14 protein-coding genes are annotated in these 13,828 nt (G+C 65.0%); 11 read left to right on the top strand and 3 right to left on the bottom strand.

What is annotated here, in order from left to right:
* Window positions 1–6: 6 nt before the first annotated feature.
* Both BI49514_RS03160 and mshC read left to right on the top strand, forming a co-directional pair.
* Entirely contained in the window at window positions 7–819 is an 813-nt protein-coding gene (locus tag BI49514_RS03160) for an SCO1664 family protein (protein ID WP_101544224.1), read from the top strand.
* A 60-nt stretch (window positions 820–879) separates the two neighbouring features.
* Complete coding sequence (gene mshC, locus BI49514_RS03155) at window positions 880–2,139, top strand: cysteine--1-D-myo-inosityl 2-amino-2-deoxy-alpha-D-glucopyranoside ligase (RefSeq protein WP_101544222.1); 1,260 nt, start codon at window positions 880–882, stop codon at window positions 2,137–2,139.
* Window positions 2,140–2,195: 56 nt separating this feature from the next.
* Here the strand turns inward: mshC and BI49514_RS03150 are convergent, their stop codons facing one another.
* Window positions 2,196–3,026: a proteasome assembly chaperone family protein gene (locus BI49514_RS03150; RefSeq protein WP_101544220.1), complete on the bottom strand. Its 831-nt coding sequence runs from the start codon at window positions 3,024–3,026 to the stop codon at window positions 2,196–2,198.
* Between the two features lie 22 nt (window positions 3,027–3,048).
* Between BI49514_RS03150 and BI49514_RS03145 the strand changes: the two genes are divergently transcribed.
* Window positions 3,049–3,723, top strand: a complete 675-nt coding sequence (locus BI49514_RS03145) for an HAD family hydrolase (RefSeq protein ID WP_101544219.1) — start codon at window positions 3,049–3,051, stop codon at window positions 3,721–3,723.
* 3 nt (window positions 3,724–3,726) lie between these two features.
* Here the strand turns inward: BI49514_RS03145 and BI49514_RS03140 are convergent, their stop codons facing one another.
* The gene (locus BI49514_RS03140) at window positions 3,727–4,536 is read right to left on the bottom strand and encodes a RecB family exonuclease (RefSeq protein ID WP_101544217.1); all 810 of its coding nucleotides are present in this window, start codon (window positions 4,534–4,536) and stop codon (window positions 3,727–3,729) included.
* Window positions 4,537–4,663: 127 nt separating this feature from the next.
* Here BI49514_RS03140 and BI49514_RS03135 point away from each other — a divergent pair, with 127 nt between their 5' ends.
* The 3 genes from BI49514_RS03135 to arc are packed head-to-tail and all read left to right on the top strand — an operon-like array spanning window position 4,664 to window position 8,592.
* Window positions 4,664–5,824, top strand: coding sequence for a site-2 protease family protein (locus BI49514_RS03135; RefSeq protein WP_101544215.1), 1,161 nt, complete (start codon window positions 4,664–4,666; stop codon window positions 5,822–5,824).
* A gap of 45 nt (window positions 5,825–5,869) precedes the next feature.
* Window positions 5,870–6,943: a tRNA (adenine-N1)-methyltransferase gene (locus BI49514_RS03130; RefSeq protein WP_101544213.1), complete on the top strand. Its 1,074-nt coding sequence runs from the start codon at window positions 5,870–5,872 to the stop codon at window positions 6,941–6,943.
* Window positions 6,940–8,592, top strand: coding sequence for a proteasome ATPase (arc, locus tag BI49514_RS03125; RefSeq protein ID WP_101544211.1), 1,653 nt, complete (start codon window positions 6,940–6,942; stop codon window positions 8,590–8,592). Before BI49514_RS03130 ends, arc begins: the two co-directional genes overlap by 4 nt.
* Window positions 8,593–8,694: 102 nt before the next feature.
* On the opposite strand, the gene BI49514_RS03120 is transcribed toward arc, so the two are convergent.
* The gene (locus tag BI49514_RS03120) at window positions 8,695–9,099 is read right to left on the bottom strand and encodes a DUF3054 domain-containing protein (RefSeq protein WP_101544209.1); all 405 of its coding nucleotides are present in this window, start codon (window positions 9,097–9,099) and stop codon (window positions 8,695–8,697) included.
* A 32-nt stretch (window positions 9,100–9,131) separates the two neighbouring features.
* Between BI49514_RS03120 and dop the strand changes: the two genes are divergently transcribed.
* Genes dop through pafA form a run of 5 tightly spaced genes read left to right on the top strand, consistent with a single transcriptional unit; the run spans window position 9,132 to window position 13,791 of the window.
* Window positions 9,132–10,661: a depupylase/deamidase Dop gene (gene dop, locus BI49514_RS03115; RefSeq protein WP_101544207.1), complete on the top strand. Its 1,530-nt coding sequence runs from the start codon at window positions 9,132–9,134 to the stop codon at window positions 10,659–10,661.
* Window positions 10,662–10,672: 11 nt separating this feature from the next.
* The gene (locus BI49514_RS03110) at window positions 10,673–10,864 is read left to right on the top strand and encodes a ubiquitin-like protein Pup (protein ID WP_025778371.1); all 192 of its coding nucleotides are present in this window, start codon (window positions 10,673–10,675) and stop codon (window positions 10,862–10,864) included.
* 1 nt (window position 10,865) lies between these two features.
* Window positions 10,866–11,663 (top strand): proteasome subunit beta, encoded by a 798-nt coding sequence (prcB, locus tag BI49514_RS03105; protein ID WP_101544206.1) that lies wholly within the window; start codon window positions 10,866–10,868, stop codon window positions 11,661–11,663.
* 34 nt (window positions 11,664–11,697) lie between these two features.
* Window positions 11,698–12,387 (top strand): proteasome subunit alpha, encoded by a 690-nt coding sequence (gene prcA / locus BI49514_RS03100; RefSeq protein ID WP_101544204.1) that lies wholly within the window; start codon window positions 11,698–11,700, stop codon window positions 12,385–12,387.
* Entirely contained in the window at window positions 12,388–13,791 is a 1,404-nt protein-coding gene (gene pafA / locus BI49514_RS03095; RefSeq protein ID WP_101544202.1) for a Pup--protein ligase, read from the top strand.
* The last annotated feature ends 37 nt before the right edge of the window (window positions 13,792–13,828 follow it).

Here is a 13,828-nt window from a genome sequence, read left to right as displayed (position 1 = left end):
TCAATGATGGACCACGGGATTCTCCTCGACGCGCTGGCTGCGGGGGAGTGGACGGAGATGGGATCGATCCCTCGTGCCAGCAACGACACCCGACTGCTCGTGCTCGAACACGAAGGCCGGGCGATCAAGGCCGTCTACAAGCCCATCTCGGGCGAACGGCCCCTGCACGATTTCCCTGCACAGACACTGGCTCTGCGCGAGGTGGCGGCGTATCGACTCTCCGCCGCACTCGACCTGGGGGTCGTTCCGCCGACGGTGCTGCGCGATGATCTGACCGCCGGCCGCGGATCCCTGCAGGCCTATGTCGAAGCCTCCGACGATGACGAAGCGGTGACGCTGTCGACGGTCAACGCGATCCCTGTCGATCACACTCCGATCTTCGCTCTGCGCACCGAGGACGGACGTGACCTCGTGCTCTCGCACTCCCTCGACGAGAGCCTGCGTTCCATTGCCTTCTTCGACCTGCTCGCCAACAACGCCGACCGCAAAGCAGGTCATGTCATCACCGGCAGCTGTCTGCCGACCACTGCCGCGGCCGACATCGGCGTCTTCGGCATCGACAACGGACTGACCTTCCACAATGAGGAGAAGCTGCGCACCGTTCTGTGGGGTTTCTCTCGCACCTCGTTCTGCGCCGAAGAGATCGATGCGCTTCAGGAAGTCGCCGCCATGGACGAGAGGCTGCGGACGCAGCTGAGCGACTGCCTGTCGGCCGACGAGATCGAGGCTCTGAAGGACCGGGGCGACCGGCTTCTCGCCGCCGAATTCTTCCCCGACGCACCGGACGATCGCACCGTCATTCCCTGGCCGCCGATATGAAACCGGCATCACTTCGCCTCGGAAGTGCCGAACGCCTGCCTCTCGGTTAGGCTGGGTGCCGTGAAGTCATGGCCCGAACCTCAACTGCCCCGTCTGACCAGCACCGGCAAGGTGCCTACGGTTTTTGATACGAGCACACGCAGCCCGCGCAGGCTGCGCGGATCCAAGCAGACCGCTCGACTCTATGTCTGCGGCATCACCCCCTACGATGCCACGCACCTCGGGCACGCCTCCACCTATGTGGCCTTCGACCTGCTCAACCGGATCTGGCGCGATGCGGGACTCGAAGTCGAGTACGCACAGAACACCACTGACGTCGACGATCCGCTGCTGGAGAGGGCCGATGCCACAGGAGTCGACTGGCGCGAACTCGCCTCGTCGCAGATCGATCTCTTCCGAGAGGATATGGAAGCCCTGCGGGTGATCCCGCCGGCGAGTTTCATCGGCGTCGTCGAATCCGTCGACGAGATCGCCGCCGGCGTCCGCGATCTCGTGGACAAGGGGGCCGCCTACACTCTCGACAGCGGTGACGTCTACTACCGTGTGTCGACGCAGATCACCCCGCCGTTCGGCACAGTCAGCCATGACGACGCCGAGACCATGGCAGCGCTCTCGGCCGAACGCGGCGGTGACCCCGAGACTCCGGGCAAGGAGAACCCCATCGATCCGCTGCTGTGGCGGGCCGAACGCGAAGGCGAACCGTCCTGGGACGGAGGCACACTGGGCCGGGGACGACCGGGCTGGCATGTCGAATGCACTGTCATCGCCGATCGGTATCTCGGCTTCCCCGTCGACGTGCAGGGAGGCGGCAGCGACCTCATCTTCCCGCACCATGAGATGAGCGCCGCCCATGCTGCTGCCTGGCGGGACACACCGATGGCGAAGACCTATATGCACACCGGAATGGTGGGCCTCGACGGCGAGAAGATGAGCAAGTCCAAGGGCAACCTCGTCCTCGTCTCGAAGCTGCGCGAGCGCGGAGTCGATCCCATGGCCATCCGCACCGTGATCCTGTCCAACCACTACCGCAGCGACTGGAGCTTCACCGAGGAGCAGCTGTCCATAGCCGAAGCACGCCTGCAGGCATGGAAGCATGCGGCCAAATGCGAATCAGAATGTCGCCAGGGTCTGCGTGAGCACATCATCGGGCTGCTGCGCGAAGCACTCACCGATGACCTCGACAGCCCGCGGGCTCTGGGGATCCTCGACGAATGGGCCGAACACTATGCGGACTCCGAACCTTCGGAGACAGCAGCCATCACCGGCGACCGAGTCGCCGACGCCGTCGACGCCCTCCTCGGCATCCGCCTGCTCGACTGACATCGCTCGTCCGATGTCGACCGGCGTTCACCGCCTGACCACCGGGAGTCGGTGATTCACTTATCGCGGCCGCGTTTGCGCAGATAGCGTTCGAACTCGGCCGCGATAGCATCTCCGCTGGCTTCGGGAAGCTCCGTCGAATCGTTCTGCTTCTCCAGTGCTTGGACGAGTTCTGCCAGCCGCGGGTTGAAGGAGACGAGTTCATCGGCGCCAAGCTCCCATGCCCGGCTCTCCTCTTCGAGCACGTGGATATCGATTTCGATGCCGGCATAGCGTTCTACCGCCTTCGCCAACGCGAGTTCGGCTTTCGGCGACGGCGACTCGGCCAGATAGTCCGGCACTCCCACCCACAGGTTGATGGCGCGGACCCCGCGCCACCGGCAGGCGACGCCGAGGAGACCGAGAATGCCGATTGGACCCTCATAGCCGTTGGCGTCGATGCCGAGCTCGGACGCAAGCTCTGCGTCCTCCGTATTGGCCACCACCGGCAGCGGACGTGTGTGCGGTACCTCGGCATGGAGACCGCCGAGGAGAATGACGGTATCGTCGTCACCGACGTGAGTGAGGACGATGGACAGGAACTCCCGCCATTTCAATCCCGGTTCGTGACCGTGGATGACCGTGATCGGCTGCTCGCCGAGGAGACCTCGATGGACCGCGACACCCGGCCAGGCGATCGACGCCGTCCCGTCCTCGTCGCGGATGATCTCGGGTTCGGAGAAGCGGAATTCGTAGAACCCATCGGTGTCGAGGATCTCGGAGTCGTCCAGGTGCCAGACCTCGATGAGATCTTTGACCAGTGAGCTCGCCGCTTCGGAAGCATCGGCATCCTGACCTTCGAAGGCGATGAAGACGAGTGCCCCGGACCCGGATGGAAGAATACTCATGGTTCCAGACTACGCTGGGCGTATGACGAACCATGCATCAGCCGACCCTGCCGCCGTCCTGTGGGACATGGACGGAACCCTCGTCGACACCGAGCCGTATTGGATCCGCGCCGAGACCGAGCTCATGAACGCCCATGGGCTGTCCTGGTCGGAAGAGCAGGGGCTCGAATTCGTCGGCAACGAGCTCATCGTCTCCGCTCGAATGATGCGTGAGGCCGGCCTCGACGTTCCCGCCGAGGAGATCGTCGAGACCCTGATGGACAACGTCATCGGACAGATCCGAGAATCCGTGCCCTTCCGCCCCGGTGCGCTGGAGCTGCTGGCCGAACTCAAGACCGAAGGCATCCCGAACGTCATGGTCACGATGTCGTACCGGCCGCTGGCCGAGGCGGTCATCGCCAATTGTCCGCCCGACAGCTTCGCCGGTCTGGTCGCCGGCGATGAGGTGACCGCCGGCAAACCGGATCCGGAGCCCTATCTGCGGGGTGCTGCGCTGCTCGACCTCGACCCGGCCGACTGTGTGGCACTGGAGGACTCGAAGCCGGGTCTGGCCAGCGCCGAGGCGGCCGGCACCATTGCGATCGGAATCCCGCATCTCATCGACCTCGAACCTCGTCCGGGGCGGATCCTGTGGAACAGTCTCGAAGGCCGCAGCGTCGCCGATCTGCGACGCCTCCGTGCGCAGCAGAGCGCCTGAGCTCTACGCCCCCACGATCTTCGTGATCTCCGGAGTCGGGGGAGCGGCGTTGCCCCAGGCCGGGCACAGCGGCTTGAACGTGCACCAATTGCACAGCGGTGACTTCTTCGGCCGCCAGCGGTCCGACTCGGCCGAGGCGATGATGTCCTTCCAGATGGCATCGATCTCGAACTGGGTCTGTTCGACCTCCGCCATCGTCGGATGAGACTTCAGCACGCTGCGCGAACCCAGGTACATCAGCTGCAGGGTGTGGACGAGCTCGCCCGAGAGCCGGTAGACGACGAGAGCGTAGAAGCCCATCTGGAACTTGGCTTCTCGTCCGTACTGAGGTTTCGGCTGCTTGCCCGTCTTGTAGTCGACGAGGCGCCGCTCCCCACCCGGGGCGACGTCGACGCGGTCGATGAACCCGCGCAGCTCGAGACCGTTGTCCAATGTGGTGCGGACGAACTTCTCCGTCTCCTCCGGTTCGAGATGCTCGGGATACTCGAGTACGAAGTAGGAATCGATGAGCCGACGTGCCGATGTGAAGAACGTCTCCTTCTCCGATTCGCCCTCGAAGATCCCGAGCACATCGGGGTCCTTCTCGACGAGCTCCTCCCACGCCGGAATGAGCATCGTCTGTGCGAGCTCCGCCGTGCGCTCGGCCGCCGGCGCGGTGAACAGCTTCTCGAGCACCGAATGGACCACAGTGCCGCGGAACGCCGCCTGAGAAGGCGGCTCCGGCAGCTTGTCGATGCTGCGGAAGCGGAACTTCAGAGGACATTGGATGAAGTCATTGGCCCGGGAGGGCGACAGACTGGTGAGCTCGGCCATAACTCCACTGTAACGACCTGCACGGACACGACGTGGCGACCAGCGATGAGTGCGTCGTCGCTGTTAGGCTGAGTAACCGACCCTCAGTGGTCCGCTGACCACGACATCGACCGGAGGAACCCCTTCAATGGCCGCGAAAAACCACCACCCCGGTGCGTCATCGGGTCTGCGCTTGGGCACTGTGCTCGGCGCTCCGGTGATTCTGGCATGGTCGTGGTTCCTCGCCGCCATCGTGATCACCATCCTCTTCACCCCGTGGCTCAACCAGGTCCGACCGGATCTGGGCATCGGGGCCTGGTTCGTCGCCTTCGCCTACGCTGTCCTCCTCTTCGCCTCCGTGTTCCTCCACGAACTCGCGCACGGAGTCGCCGGCCAGTTCTACGGGCAGAAGGTCGCCGCGATCGAGCTGAACATCTGGGGCGGATTCACCCGCTTCGAACCGCAGATGGACAACCCGCGCGACAAAGCGGCGATGACGAGCTTCGTCATCTCCATCGTCGGCCCCATCGTCAACATCGTTCTCGCCCTGCTGGGGTGGTGGTGTCTCAGCGCCGCCAGCCCCACCTCGGTGCCGTGGCTGCTGCTCATCGCCGTCACCTTCGCCAATGTCGCTCTCGGTGCGATCAACCTGCTGCCTGGCATTCCACTCGACGGCGGCTGGGCGCTGCAGGCGATCATGTGGCGCATCACGGGTTCGCAGTTCCTCGGCACGATCGTGGCCAGCTGGGTCGGCCGGATCATCGCCGTCGGCTTCATCGGCTGGTCGGTCATCACCCCTCTGCTGGCCGGAGAACGACCCGATCCGCTGACCGTGGCCTGGATGTCGCTCATCGCGATCATGCTGTGGTTCTCCGCCGGAGATGCGGCCACCCACGCCAAACGGGCCCGGAAGATGGAGACCTACGACCTCTCCCAGGTCATCCAGCCCGCGATCGCCTCCACCTGGGACGCCGACCTCGCCGACACCCTCGACTATGCGAACACGCTGGGAAACGCGAAGGAACGCACCCTCATCGTCGTCCTCGATCAGAAGGGGCTGCCGTACGGTCTCGTCGACCGACACGCCGCAGCCGGTCGTCTCGCCGAAACCCTCGAAGCGGTTCCCACCGGCGAGGTCGCCCGCCCTCTGGCCGGGTGGATCGGAGTGCCGAAGGACATCACGGCCCCGCACCTGCTCGAATCGCTCACCCACCGCCCCAAGGCGCAGTTCAGCTTGGTCATGGACGGCAACACCCTGGTCGGAGTCATCGACCTGCAGGAATTCTTCGACGAACTCCTTGCCGCCTGAGCCGGTTGTGTGAGGCAATCCTCACCAGCGTAGAGTGGACTCATCATGACTCAGCCACTGCATTCCCGGCCCCCGCGCGTTCTGAGCCGCGGAGAGAAGGTCCAGCTCACCGACCCAAAGGGGCGGATGCACACCTTCGTGCTCGCCCCGGGTGAGCACTTCCACACGAACAAGGGGCTCATCAGCCACGACGACATCATCGGGCGCACAGAGGGAATCATCGTCGCAAACACCGGGGGAGTCGACTTCCAGGTCTTCCGCCCGCGCTACGAGGACTTCGTGCTCTCCATGCCCCGCGGCGCCGCAGTCGTCTACCCGAAGGATTCGGGACTCATCGTAACCCTCGGCGATATCTTCCCCGGCGCGACTGTCGTCGAGGCCGGCGTCGGATCCGGAGCCCTGTCGATGGCGCTGCTGCGCGCCGTGGGCGCGACGGGATCCGTGCACTCGTTCGAACTGCGTGAGGAATTCGCCACGATCGCGGCCGGAAACATCGCCGACTTCTTCGACGGCGAACCGGAGAACTGGTCGGTCACCGTGGGCGACCTTGCCGATACCCTGCCGCAGACCTTCGGGCCCGGCAGCGTCGACCGCGTCGTCCTCGACATGCTCACCCCCTGGAACACACTCGAGGCCGTCAGCGAAGCCCTGACACCCGGGGGAATCGTCATCGCGTACGTCGCCACGGTTCCGCAGCTCTCCCGCTTCGTCGAAGCCCTGCGCGCTTCCGGCAAGTTCGCCGAACCCGAGTCCATGGAGGCCATGGTCCGCGGCTGGCACGTCGACGGACTCGCCGTCCGGCCCGACCACCGGATGATCGCCCACACCGGGTTCCTCATCTTGGCCCGCCGAATGGCCGACGGCATCAGCCCGCTGGAGAAGAAGAAACGTCCTCAGGGAGCCACCGCTGCCGCCGAGGATGTGGCGGCGTGGACGGAGCCCGAGGTCACCGAGGCGGCGATCGGCACCCGCACTGCGCACGGCAAGAAGCTGCGCCGGGTGATGCGAGACGCCGGCAGACGCCTGCGCACCGAGCCCGACGGCTCCGCAGATGCGCAGCCCACAGATGTCACAGACAGCCCGACCAGCAACAGCACAGGGCCGAAGGAGGATCGATGACAGAGACCACGACCGAGGTGAAGAAGCTGCGCGAGGACACCGCGTCCCTGCGCCAGCAGCTCTACACAGCGGGCAAACGCAATGAAGCACTGTCGAAGACTCTGCGCACGGCCCGTGATGAGCTGAACCGGATCAAGGAAGAGGCTCGTCGCCTGACCGAGCCGCCGAACAACTGGGGCACACTCATCGCGCTCGGCGAGAACGCAGTGACCGCCGATGTCATCGTCGGCGGACGACGCATGCGCGTGGCCGTCGCCCCCGAAATCGAGCCCGAGACGTTGCGCGCCGGTGCCGATGTGCTCTTGTCCGAAGGCCTCGTCATCATCGGCACCGGCGAGTTCCCACCCGTGGGATCGGTCGTCAACGTCCGTGAGTTCGTCGACTCTCAGCGCATCCTCGTCGGAGCTCCCGGCGACGATGAGCAGGTCTTCACCCTCGCCGCCGGCCTCGTCGACGCAGGACTGCGCGTCGGCGATGCCGTCGTCGTCGACACCCAGACCCATTACGCGCTGCAGGTCGTCGAGAAGCCCGAGGTCTCCTCGCTGCTGCTCGAAGAGGTCCCCGACATCACCTACCAGGACATCGGCGGACTGGCCGACCAGATCGAACAGATCAAGGATGCCGTCGAACTGCCCTTCGAACATCCCGAGCTCTACACCGAACACGGGCTCAAACCGCCCAAGGGCATCCTGCTCTATGGCCCTCCCGGCTGCGGAAAGACGCTCATCGCGAAGGCCGTGGCGAACTCCCTGGCCGACCGCACCGGAAAGGTGCGTACGAGCAAGACCTATTTCCTCAACATCAAAGGTCCGGAGCTGCTCGACAAGTACGTCGGCGAGACCGAACGTCAGCTGCGCCTGATCTTCGCCCGGGCACGCGAGAAGGCGTCGGCAGGATTCCCCGTCGTGGTGTTCTTCGACGAGATGGAATCACTCTTCCGCACCCGCGGCACCGGCAAGTCGTCGGACGTGGAGACGACGATCGTGCCGCAGCTGCTCACCGAGATCGACGGTGTCGAACAGCTCGACAACGTCATCGTCATCGGTGCGTCGAACCGTGAAGACCTCATCGATCCCGCGATCCTGCGCCCGGGCCGACTCGATGTGAAGATCCGCATCGAACGCCCCGACGCCGAAGCGGCCCGAGACATCTTCGAGAAGTACCTCACCGCGGAGCTGCCCCTGCACTCGAGCGTGCTCGCCGGCCACGACACCCCCGCCGAGGCGGTCTCGGCACTCATCGACAGCTGTGTCGAAAGAATGTTCGCAAAGACTCCGGAGAACGAATTCGTCGAGGTCAGCTACGCCGACGGGGCGAAGGAAGTACTCCACTTCTCAGCCTTCGCCTCCGGTGCGATGATTCACAACATCGTCGACCGTGCGAAGAAGGCGGCGATCAAATCGCTGCTCGACACCGGCGAGCGCGGTCTGCGCCCCGGTCACTTCGAGGATGCGATCGCCGAAGAGTTCAGCGAACACGAAGACCTGCCGAACACGACGAACCCCGACGAATGGGCACGGATCTCCGGGCGCAAGGGCGAACGGGTCACTCATCTGCGGATGATGCACCTCGACACGACCAGGGGAGCCCCGACGGTGTCGTACGAGACCGACATCGCCGAGGTGCGGCCCAACTCCGACCTCGTCTGAGCCGGGTCCGGTAAGAACGACGAGCCCGCCGTTTCCGTCAGCTGACGGAAGCGGCGGGCTCGACTCGTCTGCGGCAGAGTGTACGGCAGAGGCCGACGGCGCTCAGCGGCTGCGCTTGGGGCGGCCTGAACCGCCGGAGACGGCCGTGGCGATGAGACGCCAACCGACGAGAGTGATGAGGTTGAGCGACGTCGCGACGATCATGAAAGTCACTGCGACATTTCCGGGGTCTTCGCCTTGACCAACGATTCCGCGCAGGACGAGTCCGAGAAGGACGGTGATCGCCCAGACACCGGTTCCCGTGGCCAGCGGAGCGATCGGCCGATCCCAGACGGCCGTGAGCAGCCAGGCGATGACGAGGGCTGCGACGAACGGCCACGCTGTGGTCATCAGCCCCTGCGGATCGAAACTGTGAGAATGTGTGTAATGACCGACGATCGTGAACAGAACCACGAGGATGAGGTCGACGATCAGTGCGATGGGGAGATGAGATTTCTTCGTTGCCACGTCCCCGAGTCTAGACCTTGGAGGAGAATCAGATGCTCAGAGTCAGGCGCGTCATGGGAGCCGAGACGGAGTTCGGCCTCAGCCAGCCGGGCAATCCGCGAGCGAACCCGATGCGGGACTCGGCGCGTGTCGTCGACGCGTATGCCGGACCGCGCGGACTGAAGTCGTCCCAGAACTTCTGGGACTTCGCCACCGAGTCTCCATTGGCCGACGCCCGCGGCTTCTTCATGAACATCGCCGACGCCGACTCCTCGCAGCTGACCCATATACCGCAGGACGACGTCGAAGCCCAGTACCTGGCGAATGTCGTCACGGAGAACGGCGCCCGCTACTACGTCGACCACGCTCATCCCGAGTACTCGTCCCCGGAAGTCCTCACTCCACGCGATATCGTCACCTTCGACCGGGCCGGCGACCTCGTCGCCCTCGAATCGGTGCGGACCCTCGAGAAGAGCGCGGAACCGGTCAATCTGTACAAGAACAACACGGACTCCAAGGGAGCCTCCTACGGAACCCATGAGAACTACCTCGTCGACCGGTCCACGGACTTCGACGACATCGTCGCGGGCCTCGTCCCGTTCTTCGTCACCCGGCAGATCCTGTGCGGATCCGGACGGGTCGGCATCGGCCGCGAAGGCAAGGGCAAAGGCTTCCAGATCTCGTCCCGCGCCGACTTCTTCGAAGCCGAAGTGGGGCTCGAGACCACCCTGCGCCGTCCCATCGTCAACACCCGGGACGAACCACATGCCGATCCCGCGAAATACCGCCGGCTGCACGTGATCATCGGCGACGCCACCCTGGCGGAGCCTGCGACGTTCGTCCGCTTCGGTTCGACCTCCCTCGTCCTCGGACTCGTCGAGGCCGGACTGGCGCCGCAGATCGAACTCGCCGATGCCCTGCAGGCGCTGTGGGACGTCAGCCACGACCTCAGCCTCAGCGCTCCGCTGGCGCTGAGCGACGGCACGACGACAACGGCGCTGGAGATACAAGAAGCCTTCTACTCCGCGTGCCTCGAGCACGCCGATGCCGAGGACGCCGAAACCGCCGAGGTGCTCGCCGAATGGCGCCGATTCCTCGATGGGCTCTCGACCGATCCGAAGACTCTCGCCGATTCCATCGACTGGGTCGCCAAATGGGTGCTGCTCGAGAGCTACCGGTCTCGTGAGGGAATCGACTGGGACCATCCGAAGCTGGCCCTTATCGACGTCCAGTACCACGACGTGCGCCCGGAGAAGGGGCTGTTCCACAAGCTCGAACGTGCCGGCCGCATCCGTCGGTTGACCACCGACGCCGAGGTCGAAGCCGCCGTGGTCAACGCACCCGACGGGACCCGCGCGTTCCTGCGCTCCGTGGCGGTCAGCCGCCTCGGCGAGGATCTGGTCGCAGCCAGCTGGGACTCGCTCGTGGTGAACGCGGGAGCCCTCGGTGTGGTGCGTCTGCCCATGCACGAACCGCTCAAAGGCACCCGTGAGCTGCTTGCCGATCGGGTGGAGGGAATCGAGACCGCCGAGGGCCTGCTGAAGGCACTCGGAGTGGATAGACTGAGTTCGAAGAACGACTGAAGGAGTGTGAGATGAGCTCGCAGGAACAGGTCCAGAGAGACAAATCGTCCGGTGGGGGAGACGCCCCCGTCGATCCGCCGGAGGCTGTGCAGGGACAGATCAACACTCAGAACGTCGATTCCATCCTCGATGAGATCGACGGTGTGCTCGAATCGAACGCGGAGGAGTTCGTCAAGAACTTCGTGCAGAAGGGCGGCCAATGAGATGGCAGGATTCCCTCCTGCATTCTTGAGTTCGACGAGCAACTCGTTCGTCGAACTCGCCCGCTCCTCGGCGCCCGAAGCGCTTCCGCACCCCAGTGTGCGGGATCTGGCCGAACAGTCGCCGGAAGGCACGACGATCATCTGCTTCCGCACCGCCTCGGGCATCCTCATGGCCGGTGACCGGAGAGCGACGATCGGCAACCTCATCGCTTCGCACTCGATGGAGAAGGTCAAAGCCGCCGACGACTACTCCGTCATCGGCATCGCCGGCACCGCCGGGGTCGCACTCGACCTCATCCGGCTCTTCCAACTCGAACTCGAACACTACGAGAAGATCGAAGGCGCCCGTCTCTCGCTCAACGGCAAAGCCAACCGCTTGGCTGCGATGCTGCGCGGAAACCTCGGCCTGGCGATGCAGGGACTCACCGTCGTCCCGCTGTTCGCCGGAGTCGACGAATCCAGACCGCAGGGGCAGATCTTCAGCTTCGACGTCACCGGCGGAAAGTACGAAGAGCACCGATTCCATTCCATCGGCTCCGGTTCCGGATTCGCCCGCGGGGCGCTGAAGAAGCTGTGGCGGGCCGACCTCGACCACGAGCAGGCGATTGCGGTGGCCGTCGAAGCCCTCTTTGACGCCTCAGACGACGATTCGGCGACGGGCGGACCGGATTTCGTCCGGCAGATCGCTCCGACGATCTTCACCGTCGACCTCGAGAACGGGGTCACCGAGGTCGAACCGGCCACCGTCTTGGACACCGCCACCGAGGTCGTCGCCCGCCGCACGGCCACCGCCCGGTGATGACTGCGGCACCGTTACCGCGAAAGGACCGTCGATGAGTCAGGCACCGTTCTACGTCTCACCCGAACAGCTGATGAAGGACCGGGCCGACTTCGCACGCAAGGGCATCGCCCGCGGCCGATCCGTCGTCGTCATGCGCTTCGACGCAGGCATCCTGCTGCTGGCGGAGAACCCATCACCGACGCTGCACAAGATCGCTGAGATCTACGACCGCATCGGCTTCGCCGCCGTCGGTAAGTACAATGAATTCGAGACCCTGCGCCAGGCGGGCGTACGCTATGCCGACCTGCGCGGATACTCCTACGACCGCACCGACGTCACCGCTCGCGGACTGACGAACGCGTACGCACAGACGCTGGCCGGCGTCTTCACCACCGAGTCGAAGCCCTTCGAGGTCGAACTCGTCGTCGCCGAACTCGGACTCACACCGGAGACCGACCAGCTCTACCGGCTCAGCTACGACGGATCCGTCATCGACGAGACCGAACATGTGGCCATCGGCGGTCAGGCCGATGCGATCACGGCATCCCTGGCCGGGGTGCGCAGCTCGCAGATGACTCTGCGCGAAGTATTCAACCACGGTGTGACGGCATTGGGAGCCGCGAACCAGGCGATCTTGGCCACCGACGCACTCGAGGCAGCCGTCCTCGACCGCACGACGACGAAGCAGCGGGCGTTCCGCCGCCTCGACGATGCGGCGATGAGCGCACTGCGGGAGGACTGAATGGCACGCATCTACGGGCTCGAAACCGAATACGGACTCGCCCACACTGCCGACCCCGAGGGGCGACGCATCGGCCCGGAGGAGATCGCCCGGTATCTCTTCCGCCCCGTCGTCGAATGGGGCCGGTCGTCGAACGTATTCCTGCCCAACGGGTCGCGCCTCTACCTCGACGTCGGATCCCACCCGGAGTATGCGACCGCCGAATGCGATGACTTAGGCGACCTGCTTGCCCAGGACCGAGCCGGCGAGGGCCTGATGATCGACCTGCTGGACAAAGCACAGGTCGCGCTCGAGGCTGACGGCATCGGCGGACGCGTGCACATGGTCAAGAACAATACGGACGCGGCAGGCAATTCGTACGGGTCCCACGAGAACTTCCTCATCCGCCGCACCCTCGACTTCAACCGGCTGACCACGGTCCTGCTGCCCTTCCTCGTCTCACGGCAGCTGCTCGTCGGAGCCGGAGCCGTGATCCCGCGCCGTTCGGCCTTCACCCCCGACGAGGAAGCCGACCGCTCGGAGATGATGTTCGGCCTCTCGGCGCGGTCCGACGTCATGTGGGAAGGGCTGTCTTCGGCGACGACACGGTCGCGTCCGATCATCAACGCCCGCGACGAACCGCACGCCGATGCGGAGAAGTACCGGCGGCTGCACGTCATCGTCGGTGATTCCTCGATGTCGACGGCCACCTCGGCGCTGAAGATCGGATCCGCAGTGCTCATGCTCGACCTCATCGAACAGGGCGCACGGATCCCGGAGAACGGGCTGCGCCACCCAGTGCGCGATATCAGGCTCGTCGCCCGCGATCTCACGGGACGGGTCGTGCTCGAACGCACCGACGGAACCACAACGACTCCGCTGGGGCTGCTCGGCGACTACCGGGATCGGGCGCAGCGGATCGTGGAGTCCGGGGAGCACAGCCTCGGCGATGATGATCTGGCCCGCTACGTCATCGACCTGTGGACGCGGATGCTCACCGCCGTCGAATCGCAGGACTTCTCGACCGTGGACACGGAGATCGACTGGGTGATGAAACGCACCCTCATCGAACGGTCTTTGCAGCGCGGAATCACGGATATCGCCGATGCGCGCATCCACCGCCTCGACATCGCCTTCCACGACATCACGCCCGCGACGGGCCTGTTTCCCAAACTCGAGGCCGCCGGGATGGCGAAGAGCCTCGTCCCCGCCGAGGCGGCCGAACGAGCGAAGGACGCACCGCCAGCGAGCACACGGGCGGCGATCCGCGGCGAATTCGTCCGCGCAGCCCATGCGGCCCGTCGCGACTACACCGTCGACTGGGTGCACCTGCGCCTCAACGACGAATCCGGTCGAGCAGTCGCACTCAAGGACCCGTTCGCCACGACTCACCCGCAGGCGGAAACACTCATCGCGGGCCTGTAAGATCGCCCTGTGATTCGGTCGAGCCCCTACCCGGGCG

The sequence above is a fragment of the Brevibacterium iodinum ATCC 49514 genome, from assembly GCF_900169265.1.
In the GTDB taxonomy this organism is placed as follows: Bacteria; Actinomycetota; Actinomycetes; order Actinomycetales; family Brevibacteriaceae; genus Brevibacterium; species Brevibacterium iodinum.
This window is presented reverse-complemented; position numbering and strand designations above follow the sequence as displayed.

What these genes read in the sequence shown, in the direction of transcription:
- BI49514_RS03150 (WP_101544220.1), bottom strand. Translation starts at nt 3,026, where the DNA reads ATGAGTATTCTTCCATCCGGGTCCGGGGCACTCGTCTTCATCGCCTTC.
- dop (WP_101544207.1), top strand. Translation starts at nt 9,132, where the DNA reads ATGCTCAGAGTCAGGCGCGTCATGGGAGCCGAGACGGAGTTCGGCCTC.
- arc (WP_101544211.1), top strand. Translation starts at nt 6,940, where the DNA reads ATGACAGAGACCACGACCGAGGTGAAGAAGCTGCGCGAGGACACCGCG.
- prcB (WP_101544206.1), top strand. Translation starts at nt 10,866, where the DNA reads ATGGCAGGATTCCCTCCTGCATTCTTGAGTTCGACGAGCAACTCGTTC.
- BI49514_RS03140 (WP_101544217.1), bottom strand. Translation starts at nt 4,536, where the DNA reads ATGGCCGAGCTCACCAGTCTGTCGCCCTCCCGGGCCAATGACTTCATC.
- BI49514_RS03160 (WP_101544224.1), top strand. Translation starts at nt 7, where the DNA reads ATGGACCACGGGATTCTCCTCGACGCGCTGGCTGCGGGGGAGTGGACG.
- BI49514_RS03135 (WP_101544215.1), top strand. Translation starts at nt 4,664, where the DNA reads ATGGCCGCGAAAAACCACCACCCCGGTGCGTCATCGGGTCTGCGCTTG.
- BI49514_RS03130 (WP_101544213.1), top strand. Translation starts at nt 5,870, where the DNA reads ATGACTCAGCCACTGCATTCCCGGCCCCCGCGCGTTCTGAGCCGCGGA.
- BI49514_RS03110 (WP_025778371.1), top strand. Translation starts at nt 10,673, where the DNA reads ATGAGCTCGCAGGAACAGGTCCAGAGAGACAAATCGTCCGGTGGGGGA.
- pafA (WP_101544202.1), top strand. Translation starts at nt 12,388, where the DNA reads ATGGCACGCATCTACGGGCTCGAAACCGAATACGGACTCGCCCACACT.
- prcA (WP_101544204.1), top strand. Translation starts at nt 11,698, where the DNA reads ATGAGTCAGGCACCGTTCTACGTCTCACCCGAACAGCTGATGAAGGAC.
- BI49514_RS03145 (WP_101544219.1), top strand. Translation starts at nt 3,049, where the DNA reads ATGACGAACCATGCATCAGCCGACCCTGCCGCCGTCCTGTGGGACATG.